General features: G+C 74.1%; 18 protein-coding genes. 14 read left to right on the top strand and 4 right to left on the bottom strand.

Going from position 1 to position 23369, the window contains the following annotated elements; genetic code table 11:
• Window positions 1-78 precede the first annotated feature (78 nt).
• Both R3E88_01115 and R3E88_01120 read left to right on the top strand, forming a co-directional pair.
• On the top strand, window positions 79-1788 hold the full coding sequence (locus R3E88_01115) for a tetratricopeptide repeat protein (protein ID MEZ4215053.1): 1710 nt from the start codon (window positions 79-81) through the stop codon (window positions 1786-1788).
• Window positions 1789-1877: 89 nt separating this feature from the next.
• On the top strand, window positions 1878-3278 hold the full coding sequence (locus tag R3E88_01120; protein ID MEZ4215054.1) for a sulfatase: 1401 nt from the start codon (window positions 1878-1880) through the stop codon (window positions 3276-3278).
• A 29-nt stretch (window positions 3279-3307) separates the two neighbouring features.
• Here R3E88_01120 and R3E88_01125 read toward each other — a convergent pair whose 3' ends face one another.
• Window positions 3308-4408 (bottom strand): D-alanine--D-alanine ligase family protein, encoded by a 1101-nt coding sequence (locus R3E88_01125; protein ID MEZ4215055.1) that lies wholly within the window; start codon window positions 4406-4408, stop codon window positions 3308-3310.
• 164 nt (window positions 4409-4572) lie between these two features.
• Between R3E88_01125 and larE the strand changes: the two genes are divergently transcribed.
• Together larE and R3E88_01135 are read left to right on the top strand one after the other, a co-directional pair.
• Window positions 4573-5436: an ATP-dependent sacrificial sulfur transferase LarE gene (larE, locus tag R3E88_01130; GenBank protein ID MEZ4215056.1), complete on the top strand. Its 864-nt coding sequence runs from the start codon at window positions 4573-4575 to the stop codon at window positions 5434-5436.
• Window positions 5437-5463: 27 nt separating this feature from the next.
• Window positions 5464-6345 (top strand): hypothetical protein, encoded by an 882-nt coding sequence (locus tag R3E88_01135; GenBank protein MEZ4215057.1) that lies wholly within the window; start codon window positions 5464-5466, stop codon window positions 6343-6345.
• Window positions 6346-6370: 25 nt separating this feature from the next.
• Here the strand turns inward: R3E88_01135 and R3E88_01140 are convergent, their stop codons facing one another.
• Together R3E88_01140 and R3E88_01145 are read right to left on the bottom strand one after the other, a co-directional pair.
• Window positions 6371-7081 (bottom strand): AAA family ATPase, encoded by a 711-nt coding sequence (locus tag R3E88_01140; protein MEZ4215058.1) that lies wholly within the window; start codon window positions 7079-7081, stop codon window positions 6371-6373.
• The gene (locus R3E88_01145) at window positions 7062-8546 is read right to left on the bottom strand and encodes a DEAD/DEAH box helicase (GenBank protein ID MEZ4215059.1); all 1485 of its coding nucleotides are present in this window, start codon (window positions 8544-8546) and stop codon (window positions 7062-7064) included. The genes R3E88_01140 and R3E88_01145 overlap by 20 nt, the downstream gene beginning before the upstream one ends.
• Window positions 8547-8613: 67 nt before the next feature.
• Here R3E88_01145 and gatC point away from each other — a divergent pair, with 67 nt between their 5' ends.
• The 9 genes from gatC (at window position 8614) to R3E88_01190 (ending at window position 20644) form a co-directional block, all read left to right on the top strand.
• On the top strand, window positions 8614-8919 hold the full coding sequence (gene gatC, locus R3E88_01150) for an Asp-tRNA(Asn)/Glu-tRNA(Gln) amidotransferase subunit GatC (GenBank protein MEZ4215060.1): 306 nt from the start codon (window positions 8614-8616) through the stop codon (window positions 8917-8919).
• Window positions 8920-8926: 7 nt separating this feature from the next.
• The gene (gatA, locus tag R3E88_01155; protein ID MEZ4215061.1) at window positions 8927-10402 is read left to right on the top strand and encodes an Asp-tRNA(Asn)/Glu-tRNA(Gln) amidotransferase subunit GatA; all 1476 of its coding nucleotides are present in this window, start codon (window positions 8927-8929) and stop codon (window positions 10400-10402) included.
• Window positions 10399-11886 (top strand): Asp-tRNA(Asn)/Glu-tRNA(Gln) amidotransferase subunit GatB, encoded by a 1488-nt coding sequence (gatB, locus tag R3E88_01160; protein MEZ4215062.1) that lies wholly within the window; start codon window positions 10399-10401, stop codon window positions 11884-11886. Before gatA ends, gatB begins: the two co-directional genes overlap by 4 nt.
• Entirely contained in the window at window positions 11886-14243 is a 2358-nt protein-coding gene (locus R3E88_01165) for a DUF748 domain-containing protein (protein ID MEZ4215063.1), read from the top strand. Before gatB ends, R3E88_01165 begins: the two co-directional genes overlap by 1 nt.
• Window positions 14240-15292: an S-methyl-5-thioribose-1-phosphate isomerase gene (mtnA, locus tag R3E88_01170; protein MEZ4215064.1), complete on the top strand. Its 1053-nt coding sequence runs from the start codon at window positions 14240-14242 to the stop codon at window positions 15290-15292. The genes R3E88_01165 and mtnA overlap by 4 nt, the downstream gene beginning before the upstream one ends.
• 91 nt (window positions 15293-15383) lie before the next feature.
• Window positions 15384-17360: a response regulator gene (locus R3E88_01175; GenBank protein MEZ4215065.1), complete on the top strand. Its 1977-nt coding sequence runs from the start codon at window positions 15384-15386 to the stop codon at window positions 17358-17360.
• 19 nt (window positions 17361-17379) lie between these two features.
• Entirely contained in the window at window positions 17380-18315 is a 936-nt protein-coding gene (locus tag R3E88_01180) for a branched-chain amino acid transaminase (protein ID MEZ4215066.1), read from the top strand.
• Between the two features lie 106 nt (window positions 18316-18421).
• Window positions 18422-18952 carry a hypothetical protein gene (locus tag R3E88_01185; protein ID MEZ4215067.1) on the top strand — a complete coding sequence of 177 codons (531 nt, stop codon included), beginning with the start codon at window positions 18422-18424 and terminating at the stop codon, window positions 18950-18952.
• A gap of 123 nt (window positions 18953-19075) precedes the next feature.
• The gene (locus R3E88_01190) at window positions 19076-20644 is read left to right on the top strand and encodes a sigma 54-interacting transcriptional regulator (GenBank protein MEZ4215068.1); all 1569 of its coding nucleotides are present in this window, start codon (window positions 19076-19078) and stop codon (window positions 20642-20644) included.
• On the opposite strand, the gene R3E88_01195 is transcribed toward R3E88_01190, so the two are convergent.
• On the bottom strand, window positions 20641-21501 hold the full coding sequence (locus R3E88_01195; GenBank protein ID MEZ4215069.1) for an SDR family NAD(P)-dependent oxidoreductase: 861 nt from the start codon (window positions 21499-21501) through the stop codon (window positions 20641-20643). The genes R3E88_01190 and R3E88_01195 overlap by 4 nt on opposite strands.
• 138 nt (window positions 21502-21639) lie before the next feature.
• Between R3E88_01195 and R3E88_01200 the strand changes: the two genes are divergently transcribed.
• A complete protein-coding gene (locus R3E88_01200) occupies window positions 21640-23139 on the top strand; it encodes a long-chain fatty acid--CoA ligase (protein ID MEZ4215070.1) in 1500 nt (499 codons plus the stop codon).
• Window positions 23140-23369 lie beyond the last annotated feature (230 nt).

Raw genomic sequence — 23369 nt, forward strand, 5'->3', positions numbered from 1 at the left:
TCGGGCGGCCACCTTCGGGTGGCCGCCCTTCTTTTTGGCGCTCGCATCACCTCCACCGCTGGCCGAAGCCGCTCTCCGATGACCGCTGCCACACTCACACGTTCGGGCTCGCGCGGGCGCGCGGACGGCTGGCTCTTCGGCGCCGTTCCGGATGCCCTGCTCGGCTGCGGCATCGGCTACCTGCTGGCCGTCGCAGTGCAGGTGGCGGTCGGCGGCGACCTCGTGCGCTTCGTGCCGGGCGGGCTCCTCATCCTGCTCTTCGCGGTGCCCCACTACGGCGCGACGCTCGTGCGCGTCTACGAGTCGGCCGACGACCGCGCGAAGTACCGGCTCTTCGCCGTGCACGCGACGCTGGCCCTGGTGCTCGCGCTCGCCGTCGGCTCCCACTCGCCGCTCGTCGGCTCGCTCCTGCTCACCGTCTACCTGACGTGGAGCCCGTGGCACTACACGGGCCAGAACTACGGCGTCGCGCTGATGATGCTCGCGCGGCGCGGCATCGCCGTCGCGCCGGTGACGAAGCGGCTGATCTACGCGTCGTTCGTCGCCTCCTATCTGCTCACGTTCCTGGCCATCCACGGCGCGCGCCCGGCCGCGAGCTACGCGCCCATCGACTACGCGGGCGCGCTCTACCGGATGCTGCCGCTCGGCATCCCGACCGCCGTCGTCGACCCGCTGCTCGCGGCGGTCGCGGTCGCCTACCTCGGCCTCCTCGTCGCGACGGCGGTCGCGCTCGTGCGCGCCGGCTCGCTCGCCGCGCTCGTGCCGGGCGCGCTCGTCGTGCTCACGCAGGCGATGTGGTTCTCCGTGCCCGTGCTCCTGCGGCTCGGCGGCGTCGTCGAGACGTCGCCCGGGCCCGGCAACCCGTTCTCGGCCTACGGCTTCGTGTGGGTCGCCGCCGCGCACTCGGTCCAGTACCTGTGGATCACGACCTACTACGCGACGGCCCGCGGCGGCCGCGGCCGCGCCGCCTTCCTCGGGAAGTCGGCGCTCGCGGGCTTCGCGGTCTGGACGCTCCCGGGGCTCGTCTTCGCCCCCGCGCTCCTCGGCGGCGTCAGCTACGACTCCGGCCTCGCGCTGCTCGTCGCCTCGTGCGTGAACCTCCACCACTTCATCCTGGACGGCGCGATCTGGAAGCTGCGCGACGGCGCGATCGCGCGCGTGCTGCTGCGGTCCGCGCCGGCCGCCGAGGGCGCGGCCGCGCCGGGCGCGGTGGGCGAGCGCGCGGCCTCGTGGGCGCGCCCGGCCGTCGCGCTCGCGGGCGCCGCGAGCATCGCGATCGCCGCGTTCGCGTTCGTCGAGAGCGAGTTCGGCTTCTACCGCGCGCTCGCGCGCGGCGACGTCGCGCGGGCCGAGGCGGCGCTCGATCGCTTCGCGTGGATCGGCCGCGACGGCGCCGCGAAGCGCACCGAGGTCGGGCGCGCGCTCGCGGCCGCCGGCGACTTCGAACGCGCGCGCACGCACCTCGTGCGCAGCATCGAGGTCGAGCCGACGCCGCGCGCGCAGCAGATGCTCGGCCTCGTCGACGAGCAGCTCGGGCGCTACGAGGACGCGGTCGCCGCCTACGGAGCCGCGATCGCGCTCGACCCCGACGCGGTCGACGCGCGCGTGCGCCGCGGCCTCGCGCTCGTCGAGCTCGGGCGCGCCGACGAGGCGATCCCCGAGCTCGAGGACGCCGTCGAGCGCGCGCCGCGCGACGATGCGGCGCGCCGCGCGCTCGCCCGCGCGAAGCTCGCGCTGCGCTCCGGTGCGGAAGTGGAGCAGGGTGTCGGGGGGCCGGCGCTCCCGTAGAGTACGCCCCCACGACGGGTGCGGTCCCGTCGCCCGCACGAGTCGAGCGCGCGCCGCTGCGGGCGGCCCGCCCGGAGGACGCGCCCTTCATGCGCAAGCTGCTCGATTCGCCCTGGCTCTACTTCGGCGCGGCCGCGGTGCTCGTCGTCGCGCTCGTCGCCTCGCAGTTCCGCTACGAGGTGCCGCCGAAGCGCGTCGGCAGCGTGGACGAGCTCGCGCGTCTCCGCGAGCGCGACGATCTGAACGTCCTGTTCATCCTGGTCGACACGCTGCGCGCCGACCACCTCGGCTGCTACGGCTACGAGCGCGCGACCTCGCCCAACATCGATGCGCTCGCGGCGCGCGGCATCCGGTTCGCGCGCAACGAGGCGCAGTCGAGCTGGACGAAGGCGTCGATGGCGTCGCTGTGGACGGCGATGTATCCGCAGCGCACGGGCATCCTGCGGTATCCGGACGGGGTCCCCGACGAGGCGCGCCTTCCCGCCGAGATCCTCGCGGAGCACGGCTTCTACACGGCCGGCATCTTCCGCAACAGCTGGGTCGCGGCCAACTTCGGCTTCGGTCAGGGCTTCGACCGCTACGTGAAGCCGCTGCCGAACTTCAGCCTCGATCGCTTCAAGAACCGGTCGCCGTCGTCGAAGCCGCTGCAGGGGAGCGACCAGGACGTCACGCAGAGCGCCGTCGAGTTCCTGCAGCAGTATCACGACCGCCGTTTCTTCCTGTACCTCCACTACATGGACGCGCACCAGTACGCGTACGACTCCACCTCGGATCTGTTCGGAACCACCTTCCTCGACCTCTACGACAACGCCATCCACTGGGTCGACATCAACGTCGGCTACGTGATGACGGCGCTGCGCAACCTCGGACTCGCGGAGAAGACGCTGGTCGTGCTCGTCGCCGACCACGGCGAGGCGTTCTTCGAGCACGGCTTCGAGGGGCACGCGAAGGGGCTGTACGACGAGGTGCAGCACACGCCGTGGATCGTGATTCCGCCGTTCGACCTCGAGCCCGGCGTCGTCGTCGGGACGCAGGTCGCGAACGTCGACGTGTGGCCGACGATCTTCGACCTGCTCGGCATCGAGGGCGCGCTGCCCGACGCGCAGGGCCTGTCGACGCTGCCGCTCATCCTCGCGGAAGCGAAGGGCGAGCCGGTGCCGAGCGCGTTCGCGCCGCGCCCCGTCTTCTCGCACATCGATCGGCACTGGGGAAAGGTGCGGCACGAGGAGAACCCGTACTTCGCCGTCGTCGAGACGCCGTACCGGCTGCATCACAAGCTCAAGTTCCCGAACCAGGACCAGCTCTACGACCACTCGATCGACCCCGACGAGCAGGAGAACATCGCGGCGGAGAAGCCGGAGCTCGCGGAGCGTCTGCGCGCGGACATCGACGCCTATCGACAGGCGAAGCCGGCCTGGGACAAGGCGACGGAGGAGCTGAGCGAGCTCGAGCTCAACCAGCTCCGCGCGCTCGGCTACAAGATCGACTGACGCGCGCGCGGGGCGCGGCCGCCGCGCGCTCAGCCGCGGCGGTACGTCGTCTCGAGCTTCGCGCGCGTCGCGTGGCGCTCGAGCGCGAGCTCGATCAGGCGATCGAGCAGCGCGGGATACGCGAGCCCCGACGCCTCCCACAGCAGCGGGAACATCGACGCGTCCGTGAAGCCGGGCAGGCTGTTCAGCTCGTTGATGTAGAGCGCGCCCGTGCCGCGGTCGAGCAGGAAGTCGACCCGCGCGAAGCCCTCGCCCTCGAGCGTCTTGTAGGCCGCGATCGCCATCGCGCGCATGCGCTCGGCGAGTGCGTCGTCGACCTTCGCCGGGATCACGAGCTCGGTCGTGTCGTCGGCGTACTTCGCTTCGTAGTCGTAGAACGCGTGCTCCTGCACGATCTCGCCGGGAACCGACGCCTTCGGCTCCTCGTTGCCGATCACGGCGACCTCGATCTCGCGCGCGTCGACGCCCTTCTCGACGAGCACCTTCGTGTCGTACCGCGCCGCCTCGGCGACGGCGGCGGCGAGCTCCTCGTCGTTCGCGGCGCGCGACGTGCCGACCGAGGACCCGGAGTTCGCGGGCTTCACGAACACGGGATAGCCGAGCTCGCGCGCCGCGCGCTGCGAGGCCTCGGTGCGCCGCGCGGGTGCGAGCTCGCCATCGCGCAGCGTCACCCACGGCACGACCGGAAGGCCCGCCGCGACGAGCAGCCGCTTCGCGACGTCCTTGTCCATCTGGACGGCCGAGCCGAGCACGCGCGACCCGGCGTACGGGATGCCGGCGAGCTCGAGCATGCCCTGCAGCGTGCCGTCCTCGCCGTGGCGGCCGTGGATGATCGGGAACAGCACGTCGATCTCGGCGGCGGAGGGGGCGCCCGCCGACGCGCCGAGCTTCACGAGCGCGCGCTGCCCGGGGAGCGCGGGCGGCGCCACCTCGTCCCCGCGCGACGCGATCAGCGCGGGCGGGTGGTCGCCCTCGCCGAGGTGCCAGCGGCCCTGCTTGTCGACGGCGATCAGCCGGACGTCGTAGCGCGACGGATCGAGCGCGCCGAGGATCGAGGTGGCCGACGCGATCGACACCTCGTGCTCGACCGAAGGCCCCCCGAACAACAGACCGACGCGCAGCTTCGCCATGTGTGCCCCCCCGAGCGACGAATCGAACGACCCGCGGTCGGACCGACGCGGACCGGCCTGAAGCGAAATGGAATGGATGCGAGAACGCCGAGCCGCCGCAGCATAGCCGCGGGCCCGAGCGGGCGCGGTTGACCCGCTCGCCGCGCCCCCGTTACCCTCGCCGCGTGCCTTCCATCTCCTCGGAAACGCGAACGAATCCGGCCCTCGCCGCGAAGCGCGTCGCGCTCGGCGAGCGGCTGCGCGACGCCGGCCGCACCCTCGTCGCGTTCTCGGGCGGCGTCGACTCGAGCTTCCTCGCGCTCGCCGCGCACCGCGCGCTCGGCGACGACATGCTCGCGGTGACGGCGGTCTCGCCGTCGTATCCGCGCGCGCACCGCGAGATGGCCGAGCAGGTCGTGGGCGCGTTCGGCATCCCGCACGAGTTCGTCGAGACGCGCGAGATGGAGAGCGACGCCTATCGGCGCAACGCACCCGACCGCTGCTACCACTGCAAGAGCGAGCTGTTCGAGCGCCTCGGCGCGATCCGCGACGCGCGGGGCTTCGCGTCGGTCGCCTACGGCATCAACACCGACGACCGCGGCGACTTCCGGCCGGGCCACCGCGCGGCGGACGAGCGCGGCGTGCTGTCGCCCTTCCTCGACGTCGCCCTCTCGAAGGCCGAGATCCGCGCGCTGTCGCGCGAGGACGGGCTCCCGACGGCCGACCTGCCCGCGTCGGCGTGCCTGTCGTCGCGGCTCCCCTACGGCACCGAGGTCACGGCGGAGCGGCTGGCGCAGGTCGAGGAGGGCGAGCAGCGGCTGCGCGCGCTCGGCTTCGAGCAGGTGCGGCTGCGCCATCACGGCGAGCTCGCGCGCGTCGAGATCGAGCCGTCGGAGCTGCCGCGCGCGCTCGACCCGGCGATGGCGCGCGCGATCGCGGCCGCCATCAAGCCGCTCGGCTTCCGCTACGTCTCGCTCGACCTCGAGGGCTATCGCAGCGGCTCGCTGAACGAGGTCCTGTTCATCCACCGCGAGACGCCCGCGCGCTGACGCGCGCCGCGTGCCACCCGGAGCGCCATGCGCAGGATCGAGTGCAAGGGCGCGCCGCGCGACCTCGGCATCGAGCAGGGGCTCGCGTTCGCGCGCGAGATCGGCGACTGGTGCGCGACGCAGGGTCTCCGCCCGCAGCGCTTCCGGCTGCCCCTGCTGCGCCGTCTCGCCGGCGGCGCCGTGCTCGGCGCCGGCGTCGGTCGCGAGACGCTCCGGCACTACCCTCACGCCGTCGAGTGCGCGACCGGGATCGCGCGCGCCTCGCGCACGTCGCTCGACGCGCTCATGGAGGACGTCGTCGCGACGGCCTACGCCGCACCGGGCCACCCGCTCACGCAGCCGGCCGCCGCGTGCGCGGCCCCGGGCGTCGGCGCGGGCCGCGCGCTCGACGCGACGCAGCCGTGGGTCGCGCGGCGCACGGTTCCCGAGGTGGGCTTCGCGTCGGTCGAGGTGGTGCTGCCGTGGCTGCCCGGCGGCGTCGTCGGCGTGAACGCGGAGGGCCTCGCCGTCGCGGTCGCGGCGCCGGCGGCGCCGCCGCGCCACGTCGGCCTTCGGGCGGCGCCGGCGTGGCTGCTCGTGCAGGAGTGCCTCCAGCGCTTCGCCGATCTGCGCGGCGCCGTCGCGTGGTGTCTCGAGCGGCCCTCGGCGGGCTGCTTCCACCTGCTCCTCGCGGACGCGTCGGGCGGCGTCGCGCGCGTCGACGTCGACGGCGAGACGCGCTCGCGCGCGCCGGGCGGGCACGGGCTCGAGGTGGCGGGCGGCACCGAGGGCGAGCGCGCGGCGCTCCGCGCCCGCCTGACGGACGGCGAGGCGAGCGCGCCGCTCGCGGGCTTCGCGGTGGCGCGCTGCGCCGACGCCGCGCTCCGCGTCGAGCTCGACGGCGAGGTCGTCGAGCTCTCCGCTCGCTAGTCGAGAGCGTCGACCGCTCCGCTCGCTAGTCGCTGGGCGCGCGCGACGGCGCGGCGTCGAGCGCGTCCGCGACGGCCCGCGCGAGCGCGTCGAGCGAGGCCTCGTCGAAGCGCGTGGTGTCGTGCGCGAAGCACGCGCCCGGGAGGTCGAGCGGCGCGGCGGGTCCGCGCGCGGCGAGTGCCTCGAGCTCGCGCAGGTAGGCCGCGTCGTCGTGGCTCGCGTGGCGTGCGCCGCGCGCCATGCGCTCGCGGAAGCGCGCGACGAGCACCTCGGGCGGGCAGTGGCAGACGACCTGCGCGCAGGCCGCGCCCGTCGTCCGGCACAGCTCGGCGAGCGCGCCCGAGTCGCGCTCGCGGTCGAGGTTCGACTCGATCACGAGCGAGTGGCGCGCGCGCAGCTGCGCGCGCGCGACGGCGAAGAGCACCGCGTTGCTCGCGCGCGACAGCGCGCGGGAGAGAGCGCGCGGGTCGCCGGCGGAGTCGCCCGTGTCGAGCGGTGCGTCGCGCGGCCGGTCGGCGCGCGTCTCCGCGTCGGCGCGCGGTGCGGCATCCGCCAGCGCGGGGGCGACGAGCGCGTCGTGGAGCTGCTCCTTGACGTCGTCCTTCGCGAAGACCGGGAGCCCGAGCCGCTTCGCGAGCCGGCGGGCGACGGACGTCTTTCCCGATGCGGGGAGGCCGGTGACGACGACGAGCCGGCCGGCGGTGGGCCGCGCGGCCCTAGCCGTGGACGCCGCCACCGCGTCCGCCGCGGCCTCGCCTCCCGCCGCGGCGGCGCTTGCCGCCGCCCGGGCGCCCACCGTCGTCGCGATCGCCGGGCGCGCGCTCGGCCGCGGGATCGGCCGGCGTCGCGGCCTCCTCCTCGACCGGCCCCTCGGGCTCGACGCTCGTCTGCGGGCGGTGGTCGAGCAGGTAGGCGGCGGCGACGGCCGCGAGGTCGCGCCGCCCGTCGGGCGTCGCGGCGAGCTTCTCGACGACGGGCACCATGCGGTCGACGTGCAGGTCGCGCTGCGTCGCCGACATGTGCCGCATCTCCTGCTCGATCTTGACCTGCAGGCGCTCGCGGATGCGCTCGCCGATCGCGCGCTCGGTCGGCGGCTTGCGCTCCGTGATCTTGATGCCCGTCACCGTCTGCAGGAACTTGAAGTTGCCGATGTCGAAGCCGCTCACGAGCGAGATCGCGACGCCGCTCTTGCCGGCGCGGCCCGTGCGGCCGGTGCGGTGCACGTACACGTCGGGCGACTCGGGTGCCGCGTAGCTGATGACGTGCGAGAGGTCGCTGATGTCGATGCCGCGCGCGGCGACGTCCGTGGCGACCAGGTACTTGAGCTTCCCCTGCTTGATGCGCTTCATCGCGGCCTCGCGCGCGGCCTGCGCGAGATCGCCCGAGATCTGGTCCGCGTCGAGCTCGCGGCGCTGCAGGAAGCTCGTGACGTAGCGGACGTCGGCCTTCGTGTTGCAGAAGATGATCGCGCTCTCCGGGTCCTCGTACTCGAGCACGCGCGCGAGCACCTTCTCCTTCTCGCTCGCCGCGCACACGTAGAAGTAGTGCTCGATCTGCTGCGGCGCGATCTGCCCTTCGGAGAGCGTGACGAACTGCTCGTCGTGCAGGAAGAAGCGCGCGAGCGAGCGCACCTTCTCGGGCATCGTCGCCGAGAAGAGATAGGAGCAGCGGTCGTCGGGGAGGAAGCTGCGCACCTCGCGCATGTCGGGCCAGAAGCCGAGCGAGAGCATCTCGTCGGCCTCGTCGAGCACGAGCATGCGCACGCGGTCGAGCTTCATGCGGCCCGCGTTCAGGTGGTCGAGCACGCGGCCCGGCGTGCCGACGACGACGTGCGCGCCGCGCTCGAGCCCCTCGAGCTGCGCGCCGTAGCCGACGCCGCCGTAGACGGGGAGCACGCGCACGCCGCGGTGCTTGCCGATCGCCGTCACCTCGGTGGCGACCTGGTTCGCGAGCTCGCGCGTCGGCAGCATGATGAGCGCCTGCGTCGCCGCGAGGTCGACGTCGACGCGCTCGACGATCGGGATGCCGAAGGCACCCGTCTTGCCGCTGCCCGTGCGCGCCTGCACGATGAGGTCGCCTTCGGCGCGCATCAGGGGAAGCGTCTTCGCCTGGACGGGCGTGGGTTCGCTCCAGCCCAGGTCGCGGATTCCCGCCTGGATGTCTTCCGGCAGATCCGCGAAGAGGTCGGTCAGCTCTGTCATGTGGCGTCGCAGCCTATCCGGCAGCCGGTGCGGCCGCAATCGACCCCCTCTGATAGGCTTCGCGGCCATGTCGCGCATCTCCCCCCGCGAGGTCGAGCACATCGCGCACCTGGCCCGGCTCGACCTCGGCGAGGGCGAGCGCGACGCGATGGCGCGCGACCTGGGCGGCATCCTCGACTACGTGGAAGACCTCCAGGCGCTCGACACGACGGGCATCGAGCCCACGTCGCATCCGATTCCGGTGCCCACGCCGCTGCGCGCGGACGTCGCCGCCGCGCCGATCGACCCCGAGCTCGCGGTCGCCAACGCACCCCAGCGCGCCGGCACCGCCTTCGTCGTGCCGAAGGTGATCGAGTCGGACGACGAGGGGTAGGCGCGCGATGGCGGGCGACCTCGACACCGTGGCGGCGCAGCGCGACGCCCTCGCCGCGAAGCGCGTCTCGTCGCGCGAGCTGGTCGAGCGCGCGCTCGCGCGCGCCGAGGCGCTGCGCGGGCTCTCGCTCGTGGTCGGGACGCGCGCGGAGCGCGCGCTGGCGGAGGCGGACGCCTCGGACGCCCGGCGCGCGGGCGGCGGAGCGCGCGGGCCGCTCGACGGGATCCCCATCCTCTTGAAGGACAACATGGTCGTCGAGGGCGAGCCGGTGACGTGCGGCTCGCGCATCCTCGAAGGCTTCGTCGCCCCCTATCAGGGCGGCGTCGCCGGGCGCCTCGCCGACGCGGGCGCGGTCGCGATCGGCCGCACCAACATGGACGAGTTCGCGATGGGCTCGTCGACGGAGCACTCGATCTACGGCGCGGCGCGCAGCCCGTGGGACGCGACGCGCTCGTGCGGCGGGTCGTCGGGCGGGTCGGCGGGCGCGGTCGCGGCGGGGATCACGGCGTTCGCACTCGGGAGCGACACGGGGGGCTCGATCCGCCAGCCCGCGTCCTTCTGCGGCGTCGTCGGCATGAAGCCCACGTACGGTCGCGTGTCGCGCTGGGGGCTCGTCGCGTTCGCGTCGTCGCTCGACCAGATCGGCCCGTTCACGCACACGGCGCGCGACTGCGCGCTCGTGCTCGAGGCGATCTGCGGCCACGACGCGCGCGACTCGACGTCGCTGCCCGAGCCGGCGCCCGCGCTCGAGCGCGAGCTCACGGGCGACGTGTCGGGGATGGTCGTCGGGCTGCCGCGCGAGTACTTCGAGCAGGAAGGCGCCGATGCGCGCGTGCTCGAGCGCGTGCGCGAGGCCGTCGCGCTGCTCGAGCGCGCGGGCGCGAAGACGCGCGAGGTCTCGCTCCCGCACACGCGGTACGGAATCGCCGCCTACTACCTGATCGCGACGGCCGAGGCCTCGAGCAACCTCGCGCGCTACGACGGCGTGCGGTACGGACGGCGCGCGCCGCACTACGACGGGCTCGGCGACATGATCCGGCGCACGCGCTCGGAAGGCTTCGGCGCGGAGGTGAAGCGGCGCATCCTGCTCGGCACCTACGTGCTCTCGGCGGGCTACTACGACGCCTACTATCGCAAGGCGCAGCAGGTGCGGACGCTCCTGCGGCGCGACTTCGAGCAGGCCTTCGCCGGCTGCGACGTGATCGCGACGCCCACGGCGCCCGAGGTCGCGTTCCCGCTCGGCGCGAAGAGCGCCGACCCGCTCGCGATGTACCTCTCCGACGTGTACACGGTGGCGACGTCGCTCGCGGGAATCCCGGGCGTGTCGATCCCGTGCGGCGAGGTCGACGGGCTCCCCGTCGGGCTCCAGCTCGTCGGGCCGGCGCTCGGCGAGGCCTCGCTGCTGCGCGTCGCCGACGCCTATCAACGCAGGACCGACCACCACGAGCGCCGGCCCGCGCCGCTCGCGGGAGCCGCGTCGTGAGCGACGGCGGGCTCGCGCGCACGCTCGACCGCTGGGAGGCCGTGATCGGCCTCGAGGTGCACACCCACCTGCGCACGCGGTCGAAGCTCTTCAGCCCGGCGCCCGTGCGCTACGGCGACCCGCCCAACCACGACGTGCACCCGATCGACCTCGGGCTGCCCGGCGTGCTCCCCGTGCTCAACGAGCGCGTCGTCGAGCTCGCGATCCGCCTCGGGCTCGCGACGAACAGCACGGTGCACGCGCGTTCGGTGTTCGCGCGCAAGAACTACTTCTATCCCGATCTCCCGAAGGGCTACCAGATCTCGCAGTACGAGGACCCGGTGGTCTCCGACGGCTGGATCGAGGTCGACGTGCCGGGTGAGGGCGACGCGCCCGGCTACCGCAAGCGCGTCGGCATCACGCGCGCGCATCTCGAGGAGGACGCCGGCAAGTCGGTGCACGACGACGCCGTCGCGGGCGGCGACGACACGCAGCTCGACTACAACCGCGCCGGCGTTCCGCTGCTCGAGATCGTCTCCGAGCCCGATCTCCGCACGCCCGCCGAGGCGGGCGCCTACCTGCGCGCGCTGCGCGAGATCCTCCGCTACCTCGACGTGAGCGAGGCGGACATGGAGAAGGGCCAGTTCCGCTGCGACGCCAACGTCTCGATCCGGCCGCGCGGCGAGGCCGCGCTCGGCACGCGCACCGAGCTCAAGAACCTGAACTCGTTCCGCTTCGTGGAGGAGGCGATCGCGGCGGAGATCGAGCGGCAGGCCGAGGTGCTCGAGGACGGCGGCCGCGTCGTCCAGGCGACGATGGCCTACGACCCGTCCACCGGGCGCACGCGCGTGCTGCGTCTCAAGGAGGACGCGAACGACTATCGCTATTTCCCCGACCCCGACCTCGTCGCGCTCGAGATCGACCCGGCGCACGTCGAGCGCGTGCGCGCCGCGCTGCCCGAGCTGCCGGAGCGCAAGCGCGCGCGCTTCGAAGACGAGCACGGGCTGTCGCCGGCCGAAGCCGCGCAGCTCGTCGCGAGCCGCGCGCTCGCCGCGCTGTACGACGCGACGGTCGCAGCCGGCGCGAGTCCGAAGGCGGTCGCCGGCTGGCTGCTGCGCGACCTCCTGCAGGTGCTGAACGACCGCGGCCGCGAGGTCGAGGACGCGCGCCTCGCGCCGGCCGCGCTCGCGCGTCTCGTCGCGCTCGTCGAGAGCGGGAAGCTCACGGCGAAGAACGCGCGGCAGATCTTCCCCGAGCTCGCCTTCGGCGCCGACCCCGACGAGCTCGTCCGCACGCGCGGCCTCGAGGCGGTGTCGGACGCCGGCGCGCTCGAGGGCGTCGTGGACGAGGTGATCGCCGCCGACCCCGCAGCGGCGGCGAAGGTGCGCGCGGGCGACGACAAGCCGCTCAACGCGCTGATGGGGCAGGTGATGAAGAAGACACGAGGCAAGGCCGACCCGGCGCAGGTGCGCGCGCTCCTCGCCGAGAAGCTGCGCGGCTCGTGATGCGCGCCGCGCGGCCGCTCGCGATCGCACTCGCCGTCGTCGTCGCGCTGCTCGCGCTCGCGCTCGCCGGGCTCGCGGTCGTGCTCCCCGGCTGGGTCGAGAGCGCGGGCTTCCGCGAGCGCATCCAGTCGCTCGCGCGCGAGCGCATCGGACGCGACGTCGACTGGGGCGACGTCGACGTGCGCGTCTTCCCGCCGCGCGTCGAGGTCGCGCGCGTGGTGATCGGCGGCGCGACGCCGAAGGCCGAGCCCGCGGTGCGCGCCGAGCGCGCCTCGCTCGTCCTCGCATGGCGCGCGCTGCTGCGCGGGCGCGCGGCGGTCGACGCGATCGTCGTCGAGGGCGCCGAGCTGCGCGTCGCGCGCACGCCGCAGGGCATCGATCTGCTCGCGGCTGCCGTGCCCGCCGCGCCCGCGGCGGCGAGTGCGCCCGCGGAGGACGCGGGCGGCGCGCCGCCCATCGAGCTCGATCGCGTCGCGCTGCGCGGCGCGCGCATCGTGCTCGACGATCGCGTCGCTCGCCCGCCCGTCGTCTGGACGCTCGACGGCGTCGACGCCGAGGTGCGCGCGTCGTCGCTCGCGGGGCCGATCGCGTTCGAGGCGAGCGGGACGCTCGCGAGCGGCGGCGACGTGGCCGTCCGCGGCGAGGCGTCCGCCGACGGGCCGATCGACGCCGCGATCGAGCTCGACGGGTTCGAGGCGGCGCCGCTCGCCAGCTACGTGGACGGGATCGGCCGTCTCGCCGGACGCGTCGACGCGCGCGCGCGCGTCGCGCGCGCGTCCGCCGATGCGCCGCTCTCGATCGACGCGACGCTCGACGCGCGCGCGCTCGATCTCGCAATGGGCGATCTCTCCGCGAAGGGGCCCGTGTCGGCGAAGGCGACGCTCGCGCGCGAGGGCGAGCGCTGGAGCGGCCCGTTCTCCGTCGACCTCGGTGACGCCGCGCTCGACTACGGCGGTGGCGTCGTGCGCAAGGCCGCGGGCACGCGCGCGACGCTCGACGGCACGCTCTCGACCGACGAGTCGGGCGCGCTGCGCGCCGACTACGAGCTGCGCGTGCGCAATGCGCAGGCGAAGGGCGCGCTGCGCACCGGAACGCGCACGCGCGTCGAGATGAGCGCGCCCGCGTTCGACGTCGCGGGCTGGGAAGAGGTGGTTCCCGCGCTCGCGGAGCTCTCGCCGACCGGCTCGCTCGCGCTCGAGGGGCTCGTGCTGCAGACGTCGCCGCTCGCGCTCACGGGGTCGTTCGCGCTCTCGAAGCTCGCGCTCGCGCAGGTGGAGCCGGACGCGCCGCTCGTGCTCGACGGGCGCGTCGACGCGAAGGGCACGTCGCTCGTGCCGCGCGACCTGTTCGCGACCGTGGGCGCCGCGCGGCTCGCCGTCGAGGGCGGGCTCCAGGATCTCTTCGGCGCGCGTGTGCTCGCCGTGCGCCTCGCGACGCCGCAGCCCGTCGAGAGCAACGCGGTGTTCTCGATGGTCGATGCGCTCCGCGACGCCGTCTTCGGCGCGCTCGACCTCGACCTCTCGCTCGACCTCCCGCTCGCGGGCGCGGCCGCCGCGGCGCCCGCGACCGACCGGCTGCGCGGCGACGTGCGCTTCCGGATCGGCGGCGACGAAGCGGGCGGGAGGCTCCGAGGCGTCTCGCTCCTCCGCACCGTCTTCGACCGCTTCGGCGCGCTCGGCTATGCGGCCCTGGCGGCGCTGCCGGCGAAGCGCGGCAAGTCGATCGAGGACTACTACTCGGAGACGTTCCAGGTGGCGCGCGCCACGTTCCACGTCGCGAACGGCGAGGCGCGCACGCAGGACTTCGAGGTCGTGCACGACGAGTACACGACGCGGCTCCGCGGAGGGCTGCGCCTCGCCGACCTCGCGCTCGACATGCGCGGCGAGCTCGTGATCGGCGACCGGCTCGACGCCGCGCTCTCGGGCGCCGCGCAGGGCCAGGCGCGCGTCATCCCGCTCGCTCGCGTCGGAGGCACGGCGCTCGCGCCGACCGTGTCGGTGAAGCCCGAGGACGTCGCGGCCTTCGCGGCCCGCTACGTCGTGCAGGCGGACTCGAAGCTCGGGCGCAAGATCGACGACGCGCTCGGGAGCGAGGCGGGCGACCTGCTGCGCGGTGTGCTCTCGGGCGCCGGGCGCGGCTCGCGCTCGCGCCCGGCCGAAGCGCCCGCGAACGAGCCGCAGCCGTCGTCCGCACCGCAGCCGTCGCCCGCGCCGCAGCCGTCGCCCGCGCCGCAGCCGCCGCCCTCCGCAGGGCCGCCAGCCGGCGAAGACACGGCGCCGTCCGCCGAGCCACAGGCGGCGCCGCCGGCCCCCGCGCCGGAGCCGGACGCGTCGCCGGCACCCGCGGAGGCGCCGTGAGCGCGGAGTGGTTCACGCTGCGCTGGACGGACGAGGGCGTCGAGGTGCTCGACCAGCGCGCGCTCCCGGAGCGGGAGGTCGTGCTCGTGCTGCGCGACGCGGAGGAGGTCGCGCGCGCGATCGAATCGCTCGCGGTGCGCGGCGCGCCCGCGATCGGATGCGCGGCCGCGCTCGGCGTGGCGCGCGCTGCGGTGACGAGCCGCGCGAAGGAGGCGCGCTCGCTCGCGAGCGAGCTCGCTCCCGTCTTCGAGCGTCTCGCCGCGACGCGGCCCACCGCGGTCAACCTCTTCCACGCGCTCGCTCGCATGCGCAGCGCGCTCGAGCGCGCGATGCACGCCGAGCGCGCGGACGCGGCGAGCGTCGCGACCGCGCTCGTCGTCGAGGCGCAGCGCGTCCTCGACGAGGACGTCGCGGCGTGTCGCGCGATCGGTGCGGCCGGCCTCGAGCTCGTGCCGCAGGGCGCGCGCATCCTCACGCACTGCAATGCGGGCGCGCTCGCCACGGCGGGCTACGGGACGGCGCTCGGGGTCGTGCGCGCGGCGTCCGAGGCCGGCCGCGCGCCGCGCGTGCTCGCGGGCGAGACACGGCCCTTCCTCCAGGGCGCGCGGCTCACGGCCTGGGAGCTCGCGCGCGACGGCATCCCCGTCTCCGTCCACACCGACGGCATGGCGGGCCACCTGCTGCAGCGCGGCGAGATCGACCTCGTCCTGGTCGGCGCCGACCGGATCGCCGCCAACGGCGACGTCGCGAACAAGGTCGGGACGTACCCGCTCGCCGTCCTCGCGCGCGAGCACGGCGTTCCGTTCTACGTCGCGGCGCCGCTCTCGACGGTCGACTTCGAGACCGCGACCGGCGCGGCGATCCCGATCGAGGAGCGCGGTCGCGAGGAGATCGCGCAGCTCGGCGGCAACAAGGTGCTCCCCGACGGCATTCCGGTGCGCCATCCGGCGTTCGACGTCACTCCCGCGCGCTGGGTGACGGCGATCGTCACCGAGCGCGGAATCGCGCGCCCGGAGCTCCGCGAATCGCTCCTCGGGCTTCGACGCTAGGCCGCCGACACGCTTCTTCCGAGCGGTGACTCGAGTCACGCGGAGCTCGCGCAGCTCCGCCGAATCGACCGCCATCTTCGGGAGGAGCTGCATGTCGGGAAGGGTGCTCTGCGTCGATTCGGATCCGAACCTGTGCGCGATCATCGGTGAGGCGCTCGGCGCGCAGGGCTACCGGGTCGAGGCACGGCACGACGGCCTGGCGGCGCTCGAAGCGGTGTCGACCGACGACTTCGATCTCGCCCTGATCGACATCCAGCTCCCGCGGCGCGACGGCTTCGAGGTCCTCGAGAGCATCCGCGCGCTGCGCACTCCCGCCTGCGACATCCCCGTCTTCCTCCTCACCGGAACGCGCATCACGGCCGGCTACAAGGAGCGCGCGCGCGCGGCGCGCGCGACGGCGCTCGTCAAGAAGCCGATCCCGCTCGACAAGCTGCACGCGCTCGTCAAGAAGCACATCAAGGACGCGCCGCCGCGCGTCTTCGAGCGCGAGCGGCCCGCGGTCGCGAAGTCGGCGGCGAGCGCGGCCGCGCCCTCCGTCGCGCGCGCGAGCGCGAAGCCCGCGGGCGCGAAGGCGATCGCACTCGAAGGCGAGCTCCGCGACCTCGACTTCGCGTCGCTGCTCCACCACCTCCACGGCCTTCGCGCGACCGGCGCGCTCATCCTGACCCACGCGCGGCGTCGCAAGGTGGTGCAGGTGCGCGAGGGCTACCCGGTCGGCGTGAAGTCGAACCTGATCGGCGAGTGCTTCGGCAACCTCCTCGTGCAGCGCGGTGCGATCGACCAGGCCGCGTTCGAGGAGTCGGTCGCGCGCATGAAGGCGGGGGAAGGGCTGCAGGGACGGATCCTCGTCGCGATGCAGGTGATGAGCGAGGAGGAGGTCGCGCGCGCGCTGCTCGAGCAGGCCGAGGAGAAGCTGCTCGAGGTCTTCGAGTGGAAGCGCGGTCGCTACGAGTTCAAGCAGGGGGCGCGACTCGCGGGTGGCCTCGCGCTGCCGCAGGGCCGCGCGCCCGCGTCGTGGGTGCTCGAGGGCGTGCGCGCGCGGATGCCGATCGAGCGCATCGACCGGCGCCTGCGCCGCCGCGCCGACCAGTTCGTCGCGCGCGCCGACAGCCCGTTCTACCGGCTCCAGGACGTCGAGCTCGCGGACGTCGAACGCCAGCTCGTCGACGGCCTCGACGGCAAGCAGCGCGTCGGCTCCTTCCTTCGCTCCGACGAGCGCGTGCGCCGCGCGCTCTACGGCCTGATCGTGACGGGGCTGCTCGACACGCGCGCGGCCGGCGGCGACGCGGACGGCCGGCGCGCGACCGACCGCGCGAGCGGCGGCCGCAAACGCGACGAGCGCGGTGAGCGCGACCTGCGCACGGAGCTCGCGGCGTCGGCCGAGCGCATGCGCCGGCAGACCGACTTCGAGGTGCTCGGCGTCGGCACCGATGCGAGCGTCGAGGAGATCGAGGCCGGCTTCGAGGAGGTCGCGCGCCGCGCGCACCCCGACCGCTTCCAGCACAGCAGCCAGTCCGTGCGCGCACTCGCCGACGAGGTGTTCGCGCGCATCGAGGCCGCGCACGAGCGACTGCGCGACCCGCGCAAGCGCCAGGAGTACCTGCTCGAGCTGCAGCGCGGCGAGCGGCGCGCGGCGCAGGAGAAGGAAGAGGCGCGCAAGCTCGAGGCCGAGGTCGAGTTCCAGCGCGGCGAGGCGCTGCTGCGCGAGCGCAAGTACGAAGCGGCGCTCCTCTGCTTCGGCAACGCGCTCGAACGCAATCCGGCCGAGGGCGAGTACCACGCCCACTACGGCTACTGCCTGTTCCTCATCCACCAGGACGAGACGGCGATGGTGGAGGAGGCGATCGAGCACGTGAAGCGCGGCCTCAAGCTGGCGCGCGATCACGAGAAGCCCTACCTCTTCCTCGGCCGTCTCTACAAGGCGATCGGTCAGGGCGGCGCCGCGGAGAAGATGTTCACGCGCGCCGTCCAGATCCGCCCCGACTCGGTGGAGGCGCTGCGCGAGCTCCGGCTCATCAACATGCGCAAGAACAAGAAGGGGCTCATCGGCCGCATCCTCCGGCGCTGAGCCTCCGCGGAGGCTCCCGATGGGCGACAAGCCGGCCCGGTCCGTCACGGGTGAAGCGATCTGGATGGACGGCGAGTGGGTGGCGTGGGACGACGCGCGCATCCACGTCCTCACGCACACGCTGCACTACGGGCTCGGCGTCTTCGAAGGCATCCGCTGCTACAGGACGGCCGACGGGCGCTCCGCCGTCTTCCGGCTGCGCGAGCACGTCGAGCGCCTCTACGCGTCCGCGCACATCAACCTCATGCGCATCCCGTTCGAGCCCGCCGTCGTCGAGGAGGCATGCCTCGAGGCGTTGCGCCGCAACCATCTCGACGAGGGCTACATCCGGCCGCTCGCGTACATCGGCGCCGGCGCCATGGGCCTGCATCCGGGCGACAACCCCGTGCGCGTCTCCGTGATCGCGTGGCGCTGGGGCGCCTATCTCGGGGAAGAAGGCATGGAGCGCGGCATCCGCGCGAAGGTGTCGACGTTCTCACGTCACCACGTCAACGCCAAGATGACCAAGGGCAAGACGTGCGGCGACTACGTCAACTCGATCCTCGCGAAGCGCGAGGCGCTGCTCGACGGCTACGACGAGGCCATCATGCTCGACACCCAGGGCCAGGTGTCGGAGGCGACGGGCGAGAACGTGTTCGTCGTGCGCAAGGGGAAGGTGAAGACGCCGCCGCTCCCGACCGTGCTCGACGGCATCACGCGCGCCTCGATGCTCGAGCTCGCGCGCGACCTCGGCATCGACGTCGAGGAGGCGCCGCTGACGCGCGACGATCTCTACGTCGCCGACGAGGTCTTCCTGACGGGCACGGCCGCCGAGGTGACACCGATCCGCGAGATCGACCACCGCACGATCGGCGCCGGGCGCCGCGGCCCCGTCGCGAAGCGGCTGCAGGAGGCGTTCTTCCGCGCCGCGCGCGGCGAGTCGCCGAAGTACGAGGCCTGGCTCACCTACGTGTGAAGGCGGCGCCGCGAACGTGCTGCACTGTCGGCACCTCGCGGCACTCGACAGCGCGCGCGCTTCGTCCACACTGCGCGGCGTCCTCGCGCCCGAACGAGGCCCCCGCATGGAAGACTCCCGCGCCTTCGACACCTGCCCCGGCCGCCGCCGCCACCGCCATCGCCGCCACCACCGCGATCACGACGCCGCCCGCGCCGCGCGCGCACTCGCCGACGAGCTGCGCGCGCTCGCGGACGACCTGCGCGCGCCGGTCGCCGAGCTCGTGCGCGGGATCGTCGACGAGGTCGCAGACGCCGCGCGTCGCGCGTCGACGGAGCTCGGCGACCTGCTCGACGACGCGCTCGACGAGGTGCGCGGCGCGCACGAGCGCGTGCGGCGCGACGCGCGCCGGCGCGGGCGCGCGGAGGCCGCGGCCGCGCGCGAGGATCGCGGGGCGGTCGACGCGGAGGGCGACGCGGCGGACGCGGTGCGCGCCCGCTTCGGGCACGTGCTCGGCTGGCAGCCGATCTTCCTCGAGCGGTCCGCGACGTGCGCGGCGTGCGACGCGCCGCTCCTGCGCGGCGAGCGCGCCTTCCTCGGCATCGCGCCGTCGGGCTTCACGGGGGACACGCTCTGCGCGGAGTGCGTGCGCGGGTAGCGCGGCTGCCGAGCGCGCCGCGCGCGCGGTTCGTTATGTTCGCCGCGCTCGCGCGCGAGCCCGCCGGCGTCGCGGCGGCGGCGCACCGGGTCGCGCGCGCGGCGAGCGAAGGAGCCGCGCGGCATGTCCCTCTTCCGCGACGACGAGCGCGCCATCGCCGAGGGCCTCGCGGCGCTCGCCGACACGAACCCGTTCGGGCCCGAGCGCATCGACCACGAGCGCGGCGCCCTCGGGTCCGCGTTCGCGCGCTACTCGGACGTCTGGCACGTCGACGTCGCCCTCGACGGGCTCAATCCCAACACGAATGCGCTGCGCGACGTCGCGGGCTCGCTCGCCGATCGCGCGCGCGAGCGCCTCGCGTCGGGCGGCGCCGCGCGCGCGTCCGCGCGCGACCTCGTCGTCTACGAAGCGCTGTGCCGGTTCGCGCTCTACATGGCCTACGAAGACGAGCTGATGGCGCTCGTCCGCGCGGGCGAGCGCGGCGAACGCGCGAGCGGCAGGGTCGCCTGCTGGCCGCGCTTCGAGCGCGACCACGCGCGGCTCCTGCGCATCGAGGGGGTGCGCCTGCCCGCCGCGGTCGCGGCGTCGGCGGGCACGCTCTTCGCGTGGGGCTTCCAGATCCGCCGCGCCTTCCATCACGTGTTCCGTCGCATCTACGGCGGCTCGATGCCGGCGGCCCGCCTGCGCGCCGCGGTCTGGGAGTCGATCTTCACGCGCGACCCCGCCCGCTACCGCCGCGCGCTCGTCGACCGCATGGGCGACGTGCCGACGCTCATCACGGGCGAGACGGGGACGGGCAAGGAGCTGGTCGCGCGCGCGATCGCGCTGTCGCGCTTCATCGCGTTCGACGTCGAGCGCGGGACGTTCGCCGAGGACTACGCGACGTGCTTCCACGCCGTGAACCTCGCCGCGCTCTCGCCGGGCCTGATCGAGTCGGAGCTCTTCGGTCACCGGCGCGGCTCGTTCACGGGCGCGCTCGAGGACCGCGCGGGCTGGCTCGAGGCGTGCAGCGAGCGGGGCTCGGTGTTCCTCGACGAGATCGGCGAGCTCGCGCCGGAGCTCCAGGTGAAGCTCCTGCGCGTGCTCGAGCAGCGCACCTTCCAGCGCATCGGCGAGACGCGCGATCGCCGCTTCGCCGGGAAGATCCTCGCGGCGACGAACCGCGACCTCGCGGCGGAGATCGACGACGGGCGCTTCCGCGAGGATCTCTTCTACCGGCTCTGTGCCGATGCCGTCCGCACGCCGACGCTGCGCGAGCAGCTCGCCGACGCGCCGGACGACCTTCCCAACCTGCTGCTCGTCATCGCGCGCCGCGTCGCGGGCGACGACGAGGCGCCCGCGCTCGTCGACGAGGTGCAGCGCTGCGTCGCGCGCGACCTCGGCGCGGACTACGCCTGGCCCGGCAACGTGCGCGAGCTCGAGCAGTGCGTGCGCAGCGTGCTCGTGCGCGGCACCTATCGGCCCGAGCGCACCCGTCGTCGCGCGACCGGCGGGCTCGCGGGCGAGCTCGCGCGCGCCATCGAGGACGGCGCGCTCGGCGCCGACGATCTCGTCCGGCTCTACTGCACCCACGTCTACGCGCGGACGCGGAGCTACGAGGAGACGGGCCGTCGCCTCGGGCTCGACCGCCGCACCGTGAAGGCGAAGCTCGACCGCGAGCGGCTCGCGCGGCTCGAGGACGGCGACGCCTAGCTTCGGCGGTCGGCCGCGCGATCGTAGGCTTCGAGGATCGCGTCCGCGCGGAGCTGGAAGGGCACCTTCCAGGCCGGGTGCGTCACCACGTAGAGCTCGCGGTTGCGCACGGCTTCGAGCACGAGCTGCGCGACCTGGTCGGGCCCGATGATCTCCTGCAGGCTCGCCTCGAACGAGCTCGCATCGACCGCGTCGTCGGGGCCCGCATCGCCCGTCGCATCGGCGGCGACCGCGACCGGCCCACCGAGGGCGGCCGGCCGGTTGCGCGCCGCCTCGTGGATGCGCGTCTCGACGCCGCCCGGGCACAGCACGGAGACGCCGATCCCGTCCTCTGCGAGCTCGTGCGCCAGCACCTCCGAGACGCCGACGACGGCGTGCTTGGTCGCGCAGTAGACGCCGAGGTCGGGAACGCCGGTGAGCCCCGCGATCGACGCGGTGTTCACGATGTGCGCCTCGCCGCCCTGCGCGCGCATGCGCGGCACGAAGACGCGCGCGCCGTTCACGACGCCGAACAGGTTCACGCCGAGCAGCCACTTCCAGTCGTGGTCGGTCGCGTCGACGAGCGGGCCGGTCGCGAGCACGCCGGCGTTGCTGCAGAGCAGGTGGACGGCGCCGAACTCGCGGTATGCCGCGTCGGCGAGCGCCTCGACGGAGGCGCGGTCGCTCACGTCGGCGGCGGCGCCGATCGCCGCGCCGCCCGCGGCGACGATCGCCTTCGCGACCCGCTCGGCGCCCGCGGCCTCGATGTCGGCGACGACGACCTTCATCCGCTCTCGCGCGCAGGCGCGGGCGAGCGCCTCGCCGATGCCGCTCGCGCCGCCCGTCACCACCGCCACCCGTCCTTCGAGGTTCCGCATGCCCTGTCCTCCCGTCTCGCCGCGCGCGGCCCCGCGAAGGCGTGCGCGGCGCGCGAGCTTATCGCGCGCGCCGCGGTGCGGGGGTAGATTCGACGGCCCCCGCGCGCCCGCCGCGCCGCGCCACCGACGGAGCCGCCCATGCACCTGAACCTCGGAACGATCCTGCAGGCGAGCGAGCACGAGCACCCCGAGCGCGTCGTGCTGCGGCTCGGCGACTTCACGATGACGTACGCGCAGCTCGCCCGCGCGGCGCGCGGCGTCGCGCGCGGGCTTCGCGAGCGCGGTGTCGAGCCGGGCGACACCGTCGCCGTCCTGATCCCGAACGTTCCCGAGTTCGTGATCGCCTACTACGGGATCCTGTACGCCGGCGCGACGGTGGTCCCGATCAACGTGCTCGCCGCCGCACCCGAGGTCGCGTACTTCCTGCGCGACGCGAGCGCGAAGCTGCTCGTCGCGCATCCGCTCTTCGCGGCGGTCGGGCAGGCCGGCGCCGCCGAGGCGGGCGTCGAGTGCCTCGTCTCGAGCGGCGAGGGCGACACGCTCGTCGGGCTCGCGCACGGCCCCGAGTGCGACGACGTCGCGCTCACCGAGTCCACGGCGACGGCGGTCATCCTCTACACGTCGGGGACGACCGGGAAGCCCAAGGGCGCGGAGCTCACGCACTCGAACCTGTTCCTCAACTGCGCGTTCGTCGCGCCGCGCCTGTTCCCGATGCAGCGCGGCGAGATGAACGCGCTCGCGACGCTCCCGCTGTTCCACTCCTTCGGGCAGCAGTGCATCATGAACGCGTCGATCGCGATGGGTGGCTCGTTCAGTCTGCTCCCCCGCTTCGAGCCCGGCGCCGCATTCGAGATCATCGAGCGCGATCGCATCAACGTCTTCGCGGGCGTTCCCACCATGTACTTCGGGTTGCTCCACCACGAGGGCGGCGAGCGCTTCGACGTCTCGTCGCTGCGCTTCTGCCTGACGGGCGGCGCGCCCATGCCGGTCGAGGTGCTGCACGAGTTCGAGAAGCGCTTCGGCATCCCCGTCCAGGAAGGGTTCGGCCTGTCGGAGACATCGCCGGTCGCGTCGTTCAACGTCGTCGACAAGCCGCGCAAGCCGGGCTCGATCGGCTACCCCGTCTGGGGCGTCGAGATGTGCATCATGGACGACGAGGGGCGGCAGCTCCCCGACGGCGAGCGCGGCGAGATCTGCATCCGCGGACACAACGTGATGAAGGGCTACCTCGGCCGGCCCGAGGCGACGGCCGAGAGCATCCGCGACGGCTGGTTCCACTCGGGCGACATCGGCTATCGCGACGAGGACGGTTGTTATTTCATCGTCGACCGCAAGAAGGACATGATCCTGCGCGGCGGCTTCAACGTGTATCCGCGCGAGGTGGAGGAGGTGCTCTACGCGCATCCCGCCGTCGCGGAGGCCGCCGTGATCGGCGTTCCCCACCCGACGCACGGCGAGGAGGTGAAGGCGTTCGTGGCCTTCGCGCCCGGGCAGAGCGCGAGCGAGGACGAGATCGTCGCGTGGTGCAAGGAGCGGCTCGCCGCGTACAAGTACCCGCGCATCGTGCGCGTGATCGCCGAGATCCCGAAGGGGCCGTCGGGCAAGCTGCTCAAGCGCGAGCTGCGCGACCTCGACTGACGCGCCCCGCGCGGCCGCGCGCCGCGCGCTCCTCTCGTCGACGCGTGACCGAATCCGTCACGCCCCCGCGCTTTCCTTCCCTTCGTCGCGTCGCCCGCGCAGGTCGGCGGCGGCCGCGGCGGCCGCCGCCGTGGACGCGGCCGCGGACGAGTCGGGCGGGTCGGGAGAGTCGGGCGGGTCGGACGGGTCGGGCGAGTCGGACGGGTCGGGAGGTCGGCACATGGCTACGT

It is taken from the genome of Myxococcota bacterium (assembly GCA_041389495.1).
GTDB lineage: Bacteria > Myxococcota_A > UBA9160 > UBA9160 > UBA4427 > JAWKRT01.